Below are 16,145 nucleotides of genomic sequence, written 5' to 3' on the forward strand. Positions count from 1 at the left end.
CAAGCCGAGGAAAGTGTGACAGGGAGGTGGTGGGAATCTCTGTCGATAAAAATAGCGGCCATAAAAAAAATGCCGGTCAGGTGACCGGCATTTTGTGTGTCAGGCATCGTCGTCACATCAGACGGTGAAGAACTTGAAGTTGACGAAGGCCACCGCGATGAAGGAGGCAACCATGCCGCTGATGCAGAGCACAGCAGGGCGGATGGCTGGCCAGCGATGGGTCAGCAGAATGATGGCCAGCAGGGTCGGGTAGAGCCCGAACATGTAGCGCGGCATGGCGTTGAGGCCGGTCATCAGCGGAATGGTGCAGCAGATGAACATCAGGGTCGCTTCAGCCCAGCGCTTCTGGCTGAACAGGTAGCCGTTCAGGCACCAGCCGAAGATCACCATGATGGAGAGGTAAGCCTTGCGGCCGCCCAGCTCGAAACCGCTCAGCCACCAGTCCAGCGGGCTGTCCATGTAGCGACCCCAAGCCACCTGAATGTGCTTGAAGGCAAAGGCATCGCCGGTCAGGTGATAGAGGTAGACCATGTAGGCAAACAGGCCAAACGGGATCATCCAGAGGGTGAACACCACCTTGAAGGCGCGCTCGGTGAAGCGGAAAAATTCCCGCCAGCCGTAGGCCTGCAGCGCCAGGATCAGCACCGGGAAGACCATCATCACCCCCAGGTTGCGGGTGGCGGAGATACAGACCCCCAGCACGGCCACCATCAGCCACTGCTCCCGATAGGCGAACAGGAACATCCCAAGCATCAGCGCCATAAAGGTCGACTCGGTATAACCGGAGACGAAGTAGGCGGAGAAAGGGGAGAAGGCGAGCAGCCAGACGCCGAAGCGGGCGGTATCGTCCCCCAGCTTGAGCTGACGCAACACCAGCAGCATCAGCGGCAGGCTGGCGAAGAAGGAGAGGTTGGTAACAATGATGAGGCCGATCAGACTCTCGACATTGAACAGGTTGGAGATGGCACCGGAGACCATCGGGTAGAGCGGCATAAAGGCCCAGTTGGCCGCATTGCCCTTGCTCAGCCAGCGCGGGTAGAGATCGTAGCCATTTTCGATGATGCGCTGGAACCAGACGCAGTCGAACTGGCAATAGGCCTGCAGCGGGCCTATGTCGGGGGAGCCATAGAGCTGGACACCGAAGTAACCCATGCCATACAGCGCCACCCGGCTCAGCATGAAGGCGGCGATGATCATCAGCCAGTCACGACCGCTGATGCGCAGTGACGGGCGATAGGGGAGTGCAGCCCCGGTTAGCGGGGCAGTATTGGTCATATCATTCATCAGGCAAAAACCCAGACGCGAGAGAGAACGTAAGTTAGGACGGTAACGGTCAGGGTGGCGATGACCACCGGCAGCAGACCGGAGAGCCCCGCAAACAGCAGGCCGCTCAGGATCAGGTTACGCACCGCCAGCGAGAAGAGGGCAACCAGCAGAAACTTGCTGGCGGCTCCCTGCTTCTGGAAGGTGATGTAGCGGTGACCAAAGAAGGAGAACCAGAATGCGATGGCAAAAGCCAGCGTGGTAACCAGGTGCTCCGAGATGGTGGGCCAGGTATGAAACAGTGCGATGGAGGTGCCAAGGTCGACGAGGGTAGCCCCCCCGCCGACAAAACCGAAACGTACCAGCCGCCAGAATTCCTCGCGGGAGATCATTGAGGCGCTTGCTCCTGCTGCTCTTGCGGGTTGTTGTCAGCGCTCTGCGGTTTGGCCGCATCCTGCTTGGCATACTGGCCATAGACCCCTTCAATGAGGTAGACCGGGCGCTGTTTCACTTCCACGAACATGCGGCCGATGTACTCGCCGATGATGCCGAGCGACAGCAGCTGGATACCGCCGAGGAACAGCACCACGGACATCAGGGAGGCGTAACCGGGCACGTCGATGCCGAAGAAAATCACCTGGGTGATGATTTTCAGGATATAGAGGAAGGCCACCAGCGAGACGCTGACACCCACATAGCTCCAGACCCGCAGCGGCCAGCTGGAGAAGCTGAGCAGACCGTCGAGGGCGAAGTTCCACAGTTTCCAGTAGTTGAACTTGGTTTCACCGGCGTGACGGGCCGGGCGCTCGTAGGGGACGCCAACGGCACGGAAACCGGCCCAGGCAAACAGCCCCTTCATAAAGCGGTTGCGCTCGGGCAGCAGCTTGATCGCCTCGACCACGCGACGGTCGATCAGGCGGAAGTCACCGGCGTTCTCCGGCAGCTTGGTGCTGGTGGAGAGGGCGTTGAAGAAGCGGTAGAAGCCACCGGCAGTCAGGCGCTTCATCGGGGTATCGGCGCTGCGATCGACGCGGATGCCGTAGACGGTGTCATAGTCACCGGTCTGCCACAGTTTGACGAACTCCAGGATCAGGGCGGGCGGGTCTTGCAGATCCACGTCCATCGGCACGATGGCATCCCCTTTGGCCTGATGCAGACCGGCGGTCAGGGCCGCTTCTTTACCGAAGTTGCGTGCCAGGTTGACCAGGGTCACGCGCGGGTCACGGGCGATGGCCTGCTCAACCACTTCACGGGTGCGGTCACGGCTGCCATCGTTGACGAATACAATTTCAAGCTGGTCTTTCAGCGGGGCCAGTTCGTTGTCTATCGCGTTGATGAAGGCATCGATGCTCTCTTCCTCGTTGTAAACGGGAACGACCAGAGAGAGTCGAAAATCTGGATGCGACATAAGAACGTCCTTATTTGGGATAGTTGTTTTTATAAAATGGTATTCGGGGCAAGGATCACTGGGCTACGGTCAAACGTACCGACTGCACATTGATGGGAGTAGGTGCCGAGAGCGCCAGAAAATTGGGGCGCTTGGGATCTGCCGTGAGCGAGTCACCGGGCAGACTGAGGCGGATTTCGTTGATGCCCGCTTTGGCCAGTTTCACCGTGGTGGTGAAGTCGTGACCCAGCGCCACTTTCAACAGGGCACCGGCTTCCGGGCTGTTGATGCGGGCCTGTACGGTAAGTTGATCCGGATTGGCCGCCTGCTTGGGCAGCACAAAGTAGAGACCGCCCTGACCGCTGAGCAAGGTACCTTCATCGCTCGGCTTCTTGGCCCAGCCTTCGCTGGAGAGGAAGCGGCTCGGCTTGGTCAGATTGAGCTCGTTACCCGGCTGATAGGTCATGCTGGAGTTGTGTTCCCAGAAGCGGGTCTTGCCTTCCAGATAATAGAGTTTGTAGGCCAGGCTCACGTTGGGGTGAGCAGCCAGATAGAGGGTGTAAAGATAAAAACCGCTTAACGCCAGAATGGCAGTCAAAAAACCGAACTTTTTGTACGTCATATCACTCTCTATGCCTGACAGAATGGGTAGGCCGATGTCGCGCATATGCTAATCCAATTGCAAAAAAAGCATAGTGGATCACAAAAAAATATTTGGTCACATATTAACCCCTTTTTACCCCTGTTCCAAACGTTGCTGCTTCCCGGTTAAACAGGTCTGGCGGGGCGCCGGTTGCCAGTGGTGCTCCGGCAGGGCATTTGGCAAATAGACGTGCTTTGCTGCGTCATTTTCTAGCGGATGCGATAGTCATCTGGCCTCTATCGCCATTTTGCAGGGGGCGATTTATGATGACTCACCTATTCGTCAAGGATGACATATGAAGTGGAGCTCTTGCTGTCTGTTGCTTGGATTATGGGCGCCAATGGCATTGGCCAAGGCCCTGTGTCCCGAGCCTATTCAGGTCGGTTACGATAACTGGCCCCCCTACCATTATTACGAAGCCGACTCACCGCAAGAGGTGCGCGGTTATGCCGCCGAGGTGCTGACGGCTGTGCTCACTTCCATGCACTGCAAGGTCCACTATGTGGAGCTGCCCTGGAAGCGGGTACTGCACGAAATGGAGCATGGCGAGATAGACATGGCGATGGAGGCGAATATCAATGATGAGCGCGCTCGTTATGCCTGGTTTTCCGACGCCTACAACCCGGGGCGCACCTTGCTGTGGATCCGCAAGGGCAGCCACTATCCCGAGCAGGAGCTGGCGAGCTGGCTGGCCAGTGGTTACTCCCTCGGCGTCACCAAAGAGTACTTCTATGGCGATGAAGTGATGTCGCTGCTCGGTCGCTATGCCAAACAGGTGAGTGCGGTGAGCGACCAGCAAAATTATGAGAAGCTGGCCCGCGGCCGGATCGACGGTTTCCTTGGTGACATGCTGGCTACCCCCAGCGCCCTTAACAAGGAGGGGATGAGCGGTCTGTTCACCAGTCACCCCATGGTGGTATCTGAATCGCCGAGCTTCTTTATGTTGGGCAAGCGCAGCTTTTCGCCGCAGTTCTTGCAACAATTCAATCAGGCGTTGGCGCGGTTCAAGGAGACAGATGCGTATGACATTATCTGGCAGCGTTATGCCCCCGGGCGCTAGCAAAGTATTGGCCGTTCACGCATCATGAGCGGCCTGAGCATCGGGTCTGCTTGTCAGGCCCGACAGAGTGAACAAACCGTTTTGAGGTACCCATGGGGATGAAGTATTGGCTGGCCCTTGCCAATCTGGTGTGGCTGGGATGTTTGCCCGCTGGCGCGGTACATGCGACCGAAGCACAAGTCGTGGTGGCGGCCAGTGAAACCGGACACGACTGGTATCAGGGCAGTCAGGCCGAACAGGCCCGTGTCGAGCTGGAGCAGCAGTTGCAAGAGGCTGTGCTTGCCCAGCTGCACCCCGATTTTTTCACGCTGTGGAAGCGTCTGCAGGCCACCCCTGCAGACAAGCGTGGTGCCATCTATGACGACATTTTTGCCAAGCTGAGCCGTTTCCAGCACGCCTGGCGGGGGATGGATCTGGTCTCGCGCGAGCAGATGAAGACCCTCAAGCTCGATTTGAACCGCCCTGTGGTAACCCAACCCAGCGATGATGACCTGCTCACCCAGGTGAAATCTCTGCGCCCTCAGGTGGCAGAATACGAGGCGGTGCGGGCCAAAGTGCACAAGCTGCTGGCGATGCCGATGGCCAGCAAGTGGCCGACCCTCGATATGCCGACCCTGCGTGCCGGAGAGAGCGCCGCCGAGCTCGGCCAGATCCGCGCCATGCTCAACGAGCTGGGCGACAGCGCCCCGAGCCATGGTGATCAGATTTACGATGGTGATACCGAGCAGGCCATCAAGCAGTTTCAACGTCGTCACGGTCTCACCGCGGACGGCATCATCGGCCGTCAGACCCGCTCCTGGCTCAATACCGGCCCGCAAGTGCGCGCCAGCCTGCTGCTGCGCAACCTGTGGCGTCGCGATCTGGTGGATCAGCTCGCCGGTGGCCGCTACGTGCTGGTCAATATTCCCGACTACCGTCTGAGCGTGGTGGAGTCCGGCAACGAGGTGTTTACCAGCCGGGTCATCGTCGGCAAGGAGCAGCGGGCCACCCCCATTCTGGCCAGCGAAATTCGCTCCATCGTGCTCAACCCCTCCTGGCATGTGCCGCGCTCGATCCTGAGCAAGGACATCCTGCCCAAGCTGGGTCGCGATCCCGCCTATCTGAGTCGTGAGCAGTTCGAGGTGATCGACAGCGAGGGCAATCCGGTCCAGTTCACCGAAGAGGGGTGGCATCAGGCGCTGGCCGCCGGTTTCCCCTATCGCCTGCGGCAAAAGCCGGGTGATCACAATGCCCTGGGGCGCTACAAGTTCTACCTGCCCAACAATGACGCCATCTATCTGCACTCCACCCCGCGCAAGGCGCTGTTCGAGCAGGGGGCGCGCGCCTTCAGCTCGGGCTGCATCCGGGTGGAACATGCGGACGATCTGGCCGAGCTGTTGTTGGCGGACTCCCGCTATCAGCCGGACAAGGTGGCCAATATCCTCAAGGAGAGCCAGACCAAATGGTTGCCGCTCACCACGCCGATCCCGGTCTTTACCGTCTACTGGAGCAGCTGGATCGACGAAAATGGTCGCCAGCAATTGCGTAACGACATCTACGGATTTGATCGGGTCAGCTTCCAGAGCCGCCTGCTGTGATCCCTGCCACAGAGTGAAAAGCCCGGCCTGTGCCGGGCTTTTCTATGGGCGATTGAGGTTTGACAGGGCCCCCCGCCGGAGGGTAGTTTCAAGCGCCTGTATCACATTCAATCAGTGATCTTATTCAACTATTTTTCGCTTGAATCTGCGATGGACGAACCCCTTATGCTGGAACAAGAGATAAGTCGACGTCGCCTGTTGCTGGGAGCCGGTTGCCTGCTGGGCAGCTCGCTGATCTCCTTCCCTGCACTGGCCAGCCGCAGTACCACCGGGCGTGAACTCAGTTTCTTCAATCTCAATACCGGCGAGCGGGTGCGCGCCAGCTATTGGGAAAATGGCCACTATCTGAGCGACGGGTTGGCCGAGCTCAACCACATCTTCCGCGATTACCGGCGCAATGAAGTGTTCAACATCGACAAGAAGCTGTTTGATCAACTGTTTCTGTTGCAGCACAAGCTGGGCCGGCGCAGCGAAATCCAGCTGATCTCCGGCTATCGCGCCCCGGCGACCAATCGTCAGAAGCGCCACAAGAGCCGCGGCGTGGCCAAGCACAGCTACCACACCCTGGGGCAGGCGGTGGATGTGCGGATCCCCGGCGTACAGCTGGCCCATCTGCGCAAGGCGGCGCTCCAGCTCAAGGTGGGTGGGGTTGGTTACTATCCCCGTGACAACTTCGTTCACCTCGATACTGGCCCGGTGCGCAGCTGGTAAAGGGGTTGGCAAGCTGCCAAGCTCTTTCCACCAGAGAGGAGATAGCGATGAAAAAGATAGTGATTGGCGGCCTGATCGCCCTGTTGTTGACCGGTTGCAGCAAGCTCAACCGTGAAAATTACGACCAGTTGAAGATGGGGATGAGTTACGCCGAGGCCAGCACTATTCTGGGCAAGGCAGAGCGCTGTGATGATGCGCTGGGCACCACCAGCTGCCTCTGGGGCGGGGAAGGGAAGAATATCAAGATCCGCTTTATCGCCGACAAGGCGACCTTCTTCAGCTCGGAAGGGATTAACTGAGTCGCAGACCGTCCATGAAAAAAGCGCCGCTCGGGCGCTTTTTTGTTGCTCGCAATCCAACCCGCCTCGCCAGAAGCTGGCGTACTCAGTGGGTCGCGTACTGGTAGTTGAAGGTGGGCAGACCCCACTTGAAGCGTACCGCCAGCAGCCGCAGTACAAAGCCGATCCCGATGGAACCGAACGCGGCCCAGTTGGTCGGCAAGCCCTGATCCAGCGCCAGACAGTAGAGGGCTGCGGTGATCAGCGAAATGGCTGCATAGAGCTCGCGACGAAATACCAGCGGAATGCGCTGACAGAGCAGATCCCGCAGTACCCCGCCAAAGACCCCGGTCACTACCGCCATGATGCAGGCAATACCGGCGCCGTGGCCCATATCCAGCGCTCGGGCCGCACCGAAGATGGAGAAGACCACCAGTCCCAGGGCATCAAGGGCCATGAACAGCTTGCCGAGATAGCGCATCAGGGGAGCGGAGACCACACCCGCCATCGCAGCTGCGGCAACCAGCAGCACATATTCCGGATGTTCAATCCAGAGCAGCGGATAGTGGCCGAGCAGCACATCACGAATGGTGCCACCACCGATGGCCGTCGCCGAGGCGATGATCACCACACCAAACAGGTCCATCCGTCGCCGACCCGCGGCCAGCGCGCCGGTCATCCCTTCGGCCACCAGGCCAACCAAGAAGAGTGCATGTAACATGAGATATCCCAGGGAACGAGAAAGGCCAGAATCCTACCAACTCGTGTCATATGGGACAAGCTATCGAATGCATGCATTAATTTAATTCATGCTAAATGCGAAAAAGGCACCGTTTCGGGTGCCTTTTTCTAATCAATGTTCAAGGGTTAGCGCCCCAACTGCTCCTGCCGGTAGTGATCGACCCACATGGCGGTGGCACCACAGATGGCGACTGGCATCACGAAGAGGTTAACCACCGGAATGGCGGAGAAGAGGGTCACCAAAGCGCCGAAGCTCAGACACTTGCCGCGGCGTTGCTTCAACGCATCGCGCATGGTGATGAAGTCGATCTTGTGGTTGTCGAAGGGATAATCCACATACTGGATCGCCATCATCCAGGCGCTGAACAGGAACCAGAGCACCGGCGCCAGGGTCTGGCCCACCACAGGGATCAGGAACAGGATCAGGCAGCCAATGGCCTTGGGCAGGTAATACTTCAGCTTGGTCCATTCGCGGCCGAAGGTGCGTGGCACATCCTTGACGATATCCAGCACACCGCTGTCATTGGCGGGCTGGCCGGTGAGGATCTGCTCCACCTTCTCCGCCAGCAGGCCGTTGAAGGGGGCGGCTACCCAGTTGGCAACCGAGCTGAAGATAAAGGAGAAGACCACCAGTATGGTGATGAGGGCGATGGGCCAGAGCAGGTAGTCCAGCCAGTCGAGCCAGGCGGGGATCTGCTGGTGGAGCCAGGCGAACAGGCCGTCCAGTTGCAGCAACAGGGCATAGAAGGCCCCGGCAAACAGCACGAAGTTGACCAGCAGGGGGATCAGCACAAAGGTGCGGATGCCCGGTTGGCGAATAAGGGAAAAACCGCGCAGAAAGTAGTCTGCACCGCTGATTGAATCTTTGACCATATGGGGTGATTGGCTCATGTGAGCTCCATCTATGCATGGGAGAACTGCCAGCATATTACAAACAAGCCTTTGATTTGGTAAAGTCGCCGACTATTCCTTATTTCGTGCCGTGGAGACCAAAAATCGGGCATGAATGGGGATGATGCCTGCATATTACAAACAAAGTCGGGTCTGGATTTGGTAAAGTCACCTGCCCGCATCCTCTTTATTTAGCCACTGATACAGGTCGCCATGCGTCTGAAACTGATCAAACTCGCCGGCTTCAAGTCGTTCGTCGAGCCGACCCGCATCGAACTGTCGGCAGACATGACCGCCGTGGTGGGCCCCAATGGCTGTGGCAAATCCAACGTCATCGACGCGGTGCGCTGGGTGCTGGGGGAGAGTTCCGCCCGCCATCTTCGCGGCGAGAACATGACCGATGTCATCTTCAACGGCTCAATCAACCGCAGTGCGCACGGGCGCGCCTCGGTCGAGCTGGTGTTCGACAATCCCCATAACCGGGTGCCCGGCGAGTTCGGCCGCTTTACCGAGATCTCGGTGCGCCGCGAAGTGCTGCGCGACGGCTCCAACCACTATCAGATCAACGGCCAGAAGTGCCGCCGCAAGGATGTGACCGACCTCTTCCTCGGCACCGGTCTTGGCCCTCGCAGCTACGCCATCATCGAGCAGGGCACTGTCAGCCGACTGGTGGAGTCACGTCCGGCCGATCTCAAGCTCTTTATGGAAGAGGCCGCCGGGGTCTCCCGCTACAAGGAGCGGCGCCGCGAGACCGAGCAGCGCATTCGCCATACTCAGGAGAATCTGGAGCGCCTCGGCGATATTCGCGGCGAGCTGGGCTCGCGCCTCGACCACCTCAAAGCCCAGGCCGAAACGGCCGAGCGCTACAAACAGCTCAAGAGTCGTTCGCGCGCAGCTCGCGCCGAGCTGATTGGCTCCGAGTTGTGGGCGCTGGAGACGCGCCTTGGCGAGGCCAAAACCGAACTGGCGCAGGCCGAGCAGGCGCTGGCGGCGCTCGATGCCAAGCGCACCGCCGATGAGGGGCGCCACGTCACCCTGTCGGTCGCCAGACAAGAGGCGCAAGCCGAGCAGGCGAGCCGTCAGCAACAGATTTTTCTTGGTGGGCAAGCTATCGCCCGCCTCGAACAACAGCAACTGCACCAGAGTGAACTGGGGCGCGACTGGCAGGCCCGTGCAGAGGCGCTGGGCGAGCGGATCGCGACTCGCAAGGCGCAGCTGGCCAGCCAGCAGGATCAACTGACCGAAGGGGTATTGCGCGCCGAGCAGGAGAGCGCCCGGCTGGAGCAGTGTGAGCAGTTGCTCACCGAGCAGCAGGAGGCCCGCCAGCACGCCAGCGAGCAGCTGGAACAGGCCCGCTTGCGCCAGCAGCAGTGGCAGCAACAGTTGGCCGGGTTGCAGGGGCAGCTCAACCAGACCCGTACCCGGTTGGGTGGCCTGCAGGAGCTGCAAGCCAAGACCCGGCTGGCACGCCTCAAGCTGGAAGATGAACGCGCGGGACCCCTCGGCACAGAGGCCGACGATCTGCAACCGGCCCTCGATGCCCTGAGTAGCGAGCTGGAGCTGACGCGGGCGGCCAATGGTGAGCTGACCGAGCAGCTGGCGCAGGCGGTCGACGCCCATGAACAACTCAAGCAGCAGCATAGCCAGCAGTTGAGCCTGCTGCGGGAGTTGGAGGCGCGGCTGGCGACCCTGGATCAGATCCTCGGCGAACAGATGGAGGGGGCGACCCTAGCCGACCGGTTGCAGGTTGCCCCCGAGTGGGCACAGGCACTAGACAAGGTACTGGGTCGCTGGCTCACCGCAACGCCGGCGGACGAGTGCAATCTGGCGCAAGAGGGGCTCTGGATTGGCCCGGCGCAACCGGCGGTTGCCGGTACGCTGGCGGCGCAACTGGGCGGCGAGCACATTCCCGCCTTCCTCAATGCCATCTGGCTGGTGGAGAGCCGGGAGGCCGCATTGGCCCGCCAGCCAAGCCTTGCGGCCGGTGAGTCGGTACTGACTCCTGCTGGCGACTGGCTGGGGCCAAACTGGGCAGATCTGGGGCAGGGCGCGGCGCTTGGCACCATGGCGCTGCTGGGTGAGCGTGAGCGGTTGCATACCGAGCAGGATAAGGTTGCCGCGGGGTTGGCACAGCTGAGTGAGCAAGTTGTTGCAGCCGATGCCCGGCGTGCCCAGCTTGCCAGTGCGCAGGAGTTGTCGCAGCGAACCTTGCGCGAGCAAGAGCAGAAATGGCAACAACTGCGCGAAGCCTGGAGCCTGCAACAGGGTCAGCGGCAGGAGCGGTTGCAGCGGCTCGGTCAGCTCGGCGAAGAGCTGGTCCGGCTCGATCAGGAGCAGGCCGAAGAGGCAGAGCGGCTGGCCAGCGCCCGTGAACAACTGGAACTCGATGAGGTGCGCCTTGCCGAGTTGCAGGAGCAGGGGGAGCCGCTGACACAAGCGCTGCAGGTCGCTCAGGATCAGCTGACCCGCTGCGAGCGGGCGGTTGACGAGGCCCGTGTGCGCCGCGAGCAGCAGCAAGCGGCCTGCCAGCGTTTGCAACTGGAGCTGGGCAATCTGCGCCAACTCATTACCTTGGGTGAAGAGGAGTTGGCGAGGCTCGGGCTGGAGCTGGCCGGGCTGAAAGGGCCGGATCGCGAGGCCGTGCCGGATCTGGCGCCCCTGCTGGCCGAGCAACGCAATCTGGAGGCGCAGCAGCTCGCCTGTCATCAACGGCTTGCGGAGCTGGAGCGCCAGCTCGGTGAGCTGGAGCAGGCCAGAAGTGCCGATCACAAGCAGCTGGTGACTCTGCAAGAGAAGCTGGCGACCCTGCGCCTTGAGCGCGAACGCAACCTCACCCGTCGACAGGGGCTGCACGAGCAGTTCGAAGAGCTGGGGATTCGACTGGTGGATCTCGATCAGGCGGTGCTGATCGCCGCTGATCGCAGCAAGCTGCGGCAGGAGATCCAGACTCTGGAGGGGCAAGTGGAGGCGCTCGGCGCCATCAACCTGGCGGCGCTGGAGGAGTACGAAGAGGCGAAAACCCGGGCAACCTACCTCGAAAATCAGTGTCAGGATCTCGAGCAAGCGCTGGAAACCTTGAGCCAAGCTATTAAAAGAATTGATAAAGAGACACAAATACGGTTCCGGGACACTTTCGATAAGGTCAACGAAGATTTAAAATCCCTGTTTCCAAAAGTGTTCGGTGGGGGCAGTGCCTGGCTTGAGCTTACCTCCGATGATCTTTTGGAGGCCGGAGTGAGCATCATGGCGAGACCTCCGGGTAAGAAGAATGCTACCATTGCCCTGCTTTCCGGGGGGGAGAAGGCGTTAACCGCGCTTGCGCTGGTTTTTGCCATCTTCAGACTCAACCCAGCACCTTTTTGTCTGCTGGATGAGGTGGATGCACCGCTCGATGAAGTGAACGTCGGTCGCTTCTGTTCTCTTGTCAAAGAGATGTCGAGCACAGTACAGTTCGTTTACATCAGTCATAATAAGGTCTCCATGGAGATGGCTGAGCAACTGGTTGGCGTCACGATGCAAGAGCCCGGGGTTTCTCGCATTGTGTCGGTCGATATCGGTGAAGCCGTCGCTTTGGCTGAGCAAAACTAGAAAGAGAAGCAGCTAATGCAGGAATTGCGTTACATCTTGGTTGCCCTGGGCGGTATTGCTATTGCGGCATTGCTCATTCACGGGTTGTGGAGCAACAAAAAGAATCGTCAGGCACCGATCAAAGAGAAACCGATTGGACGGATGGACTCCAAGTCGCGGGATCGTGATAACGACGCCTTCGACAGCGATGGCATCGGCCAGGTACGTGTGGTCAGTGGTGGCCGTCGTGCCGAGCCCAAGCTGCGCAGTGAAGAGAGCCGCCAGCCGGAACTCGGTCGTCGCCCTGCCGTCCCCGCCTTTGATGATGAAGATGACGAGGACGATCTGCCGCCGCCCGTAGTGCGCAAGCCTGCTGCCCGCCCGGTTCCGCCACCTCCTGTCTATGAAGAGGAGGAAGCGTTCGACGAACCGCTGCCCGAGGAGATCGACGAGGCGCCTGCCGCGCCGGTGCGCAAACCTGCTCAGGTCAATCGTCGTACCCCGGTCTACCGTTCCCGTCCCCAGCGCGAGCCCATGATGCAGTCGCTGGATGACGAGCCGCTGGTCGAGCCCGCTTACGCGACCGCCCCGACTTTTGGTGCCCGTGCAGAGACAGTCCGTACCGCTGACACCGTTCGTGCCGAACCGGTGCGTGCTCCCGAGCCGGAATATCAGCCGCAGCCCCGTCATGTGGCTCCCGAGCCTGTTTATGAAGAGCCGGCCTATGTGGCACCTGCTCCTGTGGTGGAAGAGCCGCGCATGGCCCCCCAGCCGGTCGAGAAGGTCTGGCAGGATGTCTATGTCATCAACCTGATGGGCCGTCCGGGTCACGACTTGCAAGGTGCGACCCTGCTCTCATCCCTGATGGCGCTGGGCTTCAAGTTTGGCGAGATGGATATTTTCCACCGTCACGAAGATCCCAACGGTAAGGGTGAAGTGCTCTTCTCCATGATCAACATGGTCAAGCCAGGCACCTTCAATCCGTACCGGATGGAGCAGTTCACCACGCCGGGTGTCTCCCTGTTCATGCAACTGCCGCTGCGCAGCAATGCCGCGTTTGCCTTCGAGGACATGCTGCAGGCTGCCGATCAGCTGGCCAGCGATCTCGATGCCATGCTGACCGATATGGATCGCAGCCCGCTGAGCGACGAGACCATTGCCCGTTACCGTCACGAGCTGGCTGCCTACGAGGCCAGTCGCGACTAATACGCCATGCGGGTCGAGTGAAGAAAAAGTGCGGTACCCTGGTACCGCATTTTTGTTTCTACCCCGGCCGTATGTTCAATCACACTTCGAGACTTTTTCATGAGCGATATCCTCTCCCGCCACCGTCAATTGTGTGAACTGCTTACCGAATATGGTCACCAGTACTATGTACTGGATAACCCCACAGTGCCGGATGCCGAATACGATCGCCTGATGCGCGAGCTGATTGCGCTGGAAGCCGACCACCCCGAGCTGAAAACCCCGGCGTCACCCAGCGTACGGGTCGGCGGCCAGCCGCTGACGGCGTTCAGTCAGGTGCGTCACGAGATCCCCATGCTCAGTCTGGATAACGTCTTTAGCAGCGAAGAGTTGCAGGCGTTCGAACAACGGATGAGCGATCGCCTCAAGCGTGACGTGCGTTTCACCTTCTGCTGCGAGCCCAAGCTCGATGGTCTGGCGGTGAGCTTGCTCTATGTAAATGGTCAGCTGGTGCAGGCGGCCACCCGGGGCGATGGCGCCACCGGTGAGGAGATCACCGAGAACGTGCGCACCATCAAGGCCATTCCGCTCGCGCTGCGTGGCACTGGCTGGCCAGAGCGGCTGGAAGTGCGTGGCGAAGTGTTTATGCCCAAGGCCGGTTTCGAGGCGATGAACGCCAAGGCGCTGGCCGCAGGCGAGAAGGTGTTCGTCAACCCGCGCAACGCCGCCGCCGGCAGCCTGCGTCAGCTCGATTCACGTATCACCGCCAGCCGTCCCCTGAGCTTTTACGCTTACGGTGTCGGTGTTGGCGGCGAGCAACTCGGTGGCTCTCACTTCGGTCGTCTCAATCAGCTCAAAGAGTGGGGGCTGCCACTTAGTCCCGAGGTGAAACTCAAAGAGGGGGCTGCCGGTTGTCAGGCGTTCCACGACGACATTCTGGCCCGTCGTGGCGAGCTCCCTTATGAGATCGATGGCGTGGTCTACAAGGTGGATGCCATCCCCCTGCAAGAGGAGTTGGGCTTTGTGGCCCGCGCCCCGCGCTGGGCTACTGCCCACAAGTTCCCGGCGCAGGAAGAGATGACAGAGCTTGAGAACGTCGAGTTTCAGGTCGGCCGCACCGGCGCCGTGACCCCGGTGGCCAAGCTAAAACCGGTGTTTGTCGGCGGCGTCACTGTCTCCAACGCCACCTTGCACAATGCTGACGAGATTGAGCGCCTCGGCGTGATGATTGGCGATACCGTGATCGTGCGCCGGGCAGGGGATGTGATCCCGCAGATCGTCGCCGTGGTGGAGGCGCAGCGCCCAAGCGACGCCCGTGCGATCCTCTTCCCGACCGAGTGCCCGGTGTGCGGTTCGGATATTGTTCAAGAGAAAAAGATCGTCCAACAAAAAACCAAAACACTCGAAAAAATACTTGCGACTCGTAAATGTACGGGAGGGTTAAATTGTCTAGCTCAAGTCAAAGAATCTCTCAAACATTTCGTTAGCCGTAATGCGGTTGATATAGAAGGTGTTGGTGATAAAGTCATTGAACAGTTAGTAGATGGTGGATTAGTTAAACATCCAGCAGATCTATTTAGATTGAGTGTTGATGATTTTTTAAAATTAGATGGTTTTGCTGAAGTTTCAGCAAAAAATGCATTTGATGCTATCCAGGCTAAAATTGGTACAACATCCTCTATCGACTTTTTATTTGGATTGGGAATTCCATCTGTTGGTCAAGTTGTAGCAGAAAGACTGATTGTTGAGCTTGGATGCTTGGATAATATAATGTCAGCACCGAGAGGAATTATTAGTCAGATAAATGGTATCGGTTTAGATATTGATGCGGAAATATCAGACTATTTTAGTGCTGCTTCAGTAAGCGATTCGGTTATGGAACTAGCCGATGTAATGGGTGTGGAAAGATCTGGAATATCAATATCCAGAATGTATAAAAGAAAATTTTCAATGGCAAAAATCATTGAAGGTTTAAATATTGATGGCGTTGCTAAGACTTTCTCTGAAGCTATATCTAAAGAAATAACTTTGGATCAGTTGTGCAATGGTTTACAGCATGGTGATTTGGTTGGTATCACAACCACAGCTGGCACAAGTATCAGTAAGCAAAAAATTGATGCAGTTGTCAAAGGTATTAAAGAGAAGAAGCCCTTGCTTGATGCGGTCAAGATCTATGTTGATAAACATGCACTATTGGATGTTGACGATTTATTGGATTCTGAGCCAGCGGAAAAATCAGATAGTTTTATCGCGGGTAAGTCATTTGTAATCACTGGCAGTTTTACGTTCATGTCGAGGGATAAATTGAATTCAAAACTAAAGGAGCTTGGTGGTGAATCTAAAACTTCAGTGTCAAAAAATACAGATATGTTGATTATGGGTGATAAGGCTGGTAGCAAATTGAAAAAAGCGACCGAGCTAGGTATAAAAATCATCAATGAAGATGAATTGCGTTCTCTTCTGGAGTCTGAAAATGGAATTTAAGTATTCTGTTGATGGAAGTGAAGGTAATGTGTACACCGTTATTGTTAAAGAAAGTAATGGCGTATTCAATTTATATTGTGATTGTGCTGCTGGTTCTTATGGAAAGAAGTGTAAGCATAAATCAGGAATAATTGAAGGTATATTGAACGGCCAAATTAATGATGTTTTCAGGTCTGATTTTTTAGGTTCCGAGTTGTGTTCTCATTATCTTTCTTTGAAAGAGAGTGAAGCAGAGTTGGAGCAGATGAAGAAAGACGTTAAACGTAAGACCGCTCGTTTTGAAAGAGTCATGGCTGGATAAAAATTATCCATGTCTATGAACCCGGCCTTAGTGCCGGGTTCTTTTTTCTGGATGTTT

14 protein-coding genes are annotated in these 16,145 nt (G+C 57.9%); 8 read left to right on the top strand and 6 right to left on the bottom strand.

Translation table 11 applies throughout. The features are described from left to right. Positions 1–117: 117 nt before the first annotated feature. Genes L972_RS03870 through L972_RS03885 form a run of 4 tightly spaced genes read right to left on the bottom strand, consistent with a single transcriptional unit; the run spans position 118 to position 3,272 of the window. Positions 118–1,284, bottom strand: a complete 1,167-nt coding sequence (locus tag L972_RS03870; RefSeq protein WP_040066657.1) for a hypothetical protein — start codon at positions 1,282–1,284, stop codon at positions 118–120. Further along, positions 1,284–1,655: a GtrA family protein gene (locus L972_RS03875; RefSeq protein WP_005338463.1), complete on the bottom strand. Its 372-nt coding sequence runs from the start codon at positions 1,653–1,655 to the stop codon at positions 1,284–1,286. The genes L972_RS03870 and L972_RS03875 overlap by 1 nt, the downstream gene beginning before the upstream one ends. Next, on the bottom strand, positions 1,652–2,671 hold the full coding sequence (locus L972_RS03880; RefSeq protein ID WP_047435733.1) for a glycosyltransferase family 2 protein: 1,020 nt from the start codon (positions 2,669–2,671) through the stop codon (positions 1,652–1,654). The genes L972_RS03875 and L972_RS03880 overlap by 4 nt, the downstream gene beginning before the upstream one ends. Positions 2,672–2,726: 55 nt before the next feature. Further along, positions 2,727–3,272 carry a hypothetical protein gene (locus tag L972_RS03885; protein WP_041202288.1) on the bottom strand — a complete coding sequence of 182 codons (546 nt, stop codon included), beginning with the start codon at positions 3,270–3,272 and terminating at the stop codon, positions 2,727–2,729. Between the two features lie 316 nt (positions 3,273–3,588). Here L972_RS03885 and L972_RS03890 point away from each other — a divergent pair, with 316 nt between their 5' ends. The 4 genes from L972_RS03890 to L972_RS03905 all read left to right on the top strand — a co-directional run bounded on the left by L972_RS03890 (position 3,589) and on the right by L972_RS03905 (position 6,940). Then, a complete protein-coding gene (locus L972_RS03890) occupies positions 3,589–4,353 on the top strand; it encodes a substrate-binding periplasmic protein (RefSeq protein ID WP_047435738.1) in 765 nt (254 codons plus the stop codon). Between the two features lie 92 nt (positions 4,354–4,445). Then, complete coding sequence (locus L972_RS03895) at positions 4,446–5,930, top strand: L,D-transpeptidase family protein (protein WP_047435740.1); 1,485 nt, start codon at positions 4,446–4,448, stop codon at positions 5,928–5,930. Between the two features lie 165 nt (positions 5,931–6,095). After that, complete coding sequence (locus L972_RS03900; RefSeq protein WP_005338458.1) at positions 6,096–6,641, top strand: DUF882 domain-containing protein; 546 nt, start codon at positions 6,096–6,098, stop codon at positions 6,639–6,641. A 47-nt stretch (positions 6,642–6,688) separates the two neighbouring features. Further along, entirely contained in the window at positions 6,689–6,940 is a 252-nt protein-coding gene (locus tag L972_RS03905) for a lipoprotein (RefSeq protein ID WP_005338457.1), read from the top strand. Positions 6,941–7,025: 85 nt separating this feature from the next. Here the strand turns inward: L972_RS03905 and L972_RS03910 are convergent, their stop codons facing one another. Continuing rightward, positions 7,026–7,640 (bottom strand): trimeric intracellular cation channel family protein, encoded by a 615-nt coding sequence (locus L972_RS03910; RefSeq protein WP_005338456.1) that lies wholly within the window; start codon positions 7,638–7,640, stop codon positions 7,026–7,028. A 146-nt stretch (positions 7,641–7,786) separates the two neighbouring features. Further along, positions 7,787–8,551 (bottom strand): sulfate transporter CysZ, encoded by a 765-nt coding sequence (gene cysZ / locus L972_RS03915; RefSeq protein ID WP_047435742.1) that lies wholly within the window; start codon positions 8,549–8,551, stop codon positions 7,787–7,789. A gap of 213 nt (positions 8,552–8,764) precedes the next feature. On the opposite strand from cysZ, the gene L972_RS03920 reads away from it, so the two are divergent. The 4 genes from L972_RS03920 to L972_RS21285 all read left to right on the top strand — a co-directional run bounded on the left by L972_RS03920 (position 8,765) and on the right by L972_RS21285 (position 16,088). Next, entirely contained in the window at positions 8,765–12,139 is a 3,375-nt protein-coding gene (locus L972_RS03920) for an AAA family ATPase (RefSeq protein ID WP_047435745.1), read from the top strand. A 15-nt stretch (positions 12,140–12,154) separates the two neighbouring features. After that, positions 12,155–13,324 carry a cell division protein ZipA gene (gene zipA, locus L972_RS03925; protein WP_047435748.1) on the top strand — a complete coding sequence of 390 codons (1,170 nt, stop codon included), beginning with the start codon at positions 12,155–12,157 and terminating at the stop codon, positions 13,322–13,324. Between the two features lie 99 nt (positions 13,325–13,423). Next, positions 13,424–15,787, top strand: a complete 2,364-nt coding sequence (ligA, locus tag L972_RS03930) for an NAD-dependent DNA ligase LigA (RefSeq protein WP_047435751.1) — start codon at positions 13,424–13,426, stop codon at positions 15,785–15,787. Next, positions 15,777–16,088 carry a hypothetical protein gene (locus L972_RS21285; RefSeq protein WP_013724005.1) on the top strand — a complete coding sequence of 104 codons (312 nt, stop codon included), beginning with the start codon at positions 15,777–15,779 and terminating at the stop codon, positions 16,086–16,088. Before ligA ends, L972_RS21285 begins: the two co-directional genes overlap by 11 nt. The last annotated feature ends 57 nt before the right edge of the window (positions 16,089–16,145 follow it).

The organism is Aeromonas sp. ZOR0001 (assembly GCF_000801015.1).
Taxonomy (GTDB): domain Bacteria; phylum Pseudomonadota; class Gammaproteobacteria; order Enterobacterales; family Aeromonadaceae; genus Aeromonas; species Aeromonas veronii.

Bases quoted from the DNA above. Each gene is read 5' to 3' on its own strand.
- L972_RS03900 (WP_005338458.1), top strand. From the start codon at position 6,096: ATGCTGGAACAAGAGATAAGTCGACGTCGCCTGTTGCTGGGAGCCGGT.
- L972_RS03885 (WP_041202288.1), bottom strand. From the start codon at position 3,272: ATGACGTACAAAAAGTTCGGTTTTTTGACTGCCATTCTGGCGTTAAGC.
- L972_RS03875 (WP_005338463.1), bottom strand. From the start codon at position 1,655: ATGATCTCCCGCGAGGAATTCTGGCGGCTGGTACGTTTCGGTTTTGTC.
- L972_RS03880 (WP_047435733.1), bottom strand. From the start codon at position 2,671: ATGTCGCATCCAGATTTTCGACTCTCTCTGGTCGTTCCCGTTTACAAC.
- L972_RS03920 (WP_047435745.1), top strand. From the start codon at position 8,765: ATGCGTCTGAAACTGATCAAACTCGCCGGCTTCAAGTCGTTCGTCGAG.
- L972_RS03895 (WP_047435740.1), top strand. From the start codon at position 4,446: ATGGGGATGAAGTATTGGCTGGCCCTTGCCAATCTGGTGTGGCTGGGA.
- zipA (WP_047435748.1), top strand. From the start codon at position 12,155: ATGCAGGAATTGCGTTACATCTTGGTTGCCCTGGGCGGTATTGCTATT.
- L972_RS03905 (WP_005338457.1), top strand. From the start codon at position 6,689: ATGAAAAAGATAGTGATTGGCGGCCTGATCGCCCTGTTGTTGACCGGT.
- L972_RS03890 (WP_047435738.1), top strand. From the start codon at position 3,589: ATGAAGTGGAGCTCTTGCTGTCTGTTGCTTGGATTATGGGCGCCAATG.
- L972_RS21285 (WP_013724005.1), top strand. From the start codon at position 15,777: ATGGAATTTAAGTATTCTGTTGATGGAAGTGAAGGTAATGTGTACACC.
- L972_RS03910 (WP_005338456.1), bottom strand. From the start codon at position 7,640: ATGTTACATGCACTCTTCTTGGTTGGCCTGGTGGCCGAAGGGATGACC.
- cysZ (WP_047435742.1), bottom strand. From the start codon at position 8,551: ATGAGCCAATCACCCCATATGGTCAAAGATTCAATCAGCGGTGCAGAC.
- ligA (WP_047435751.1), top strand. From the start codon at position 13,424: ATGAGCGATATCCTCTCCCGCCACCGTCAATTGTGTGAACTGCTTACC.
- L972_RS03870 (WP_040066657.1), bottom strand. From the start codon at position 1,284: ATGAATGATATGACCAATACTGCCCCGCTAACCGGGGCTGCACTCCCC.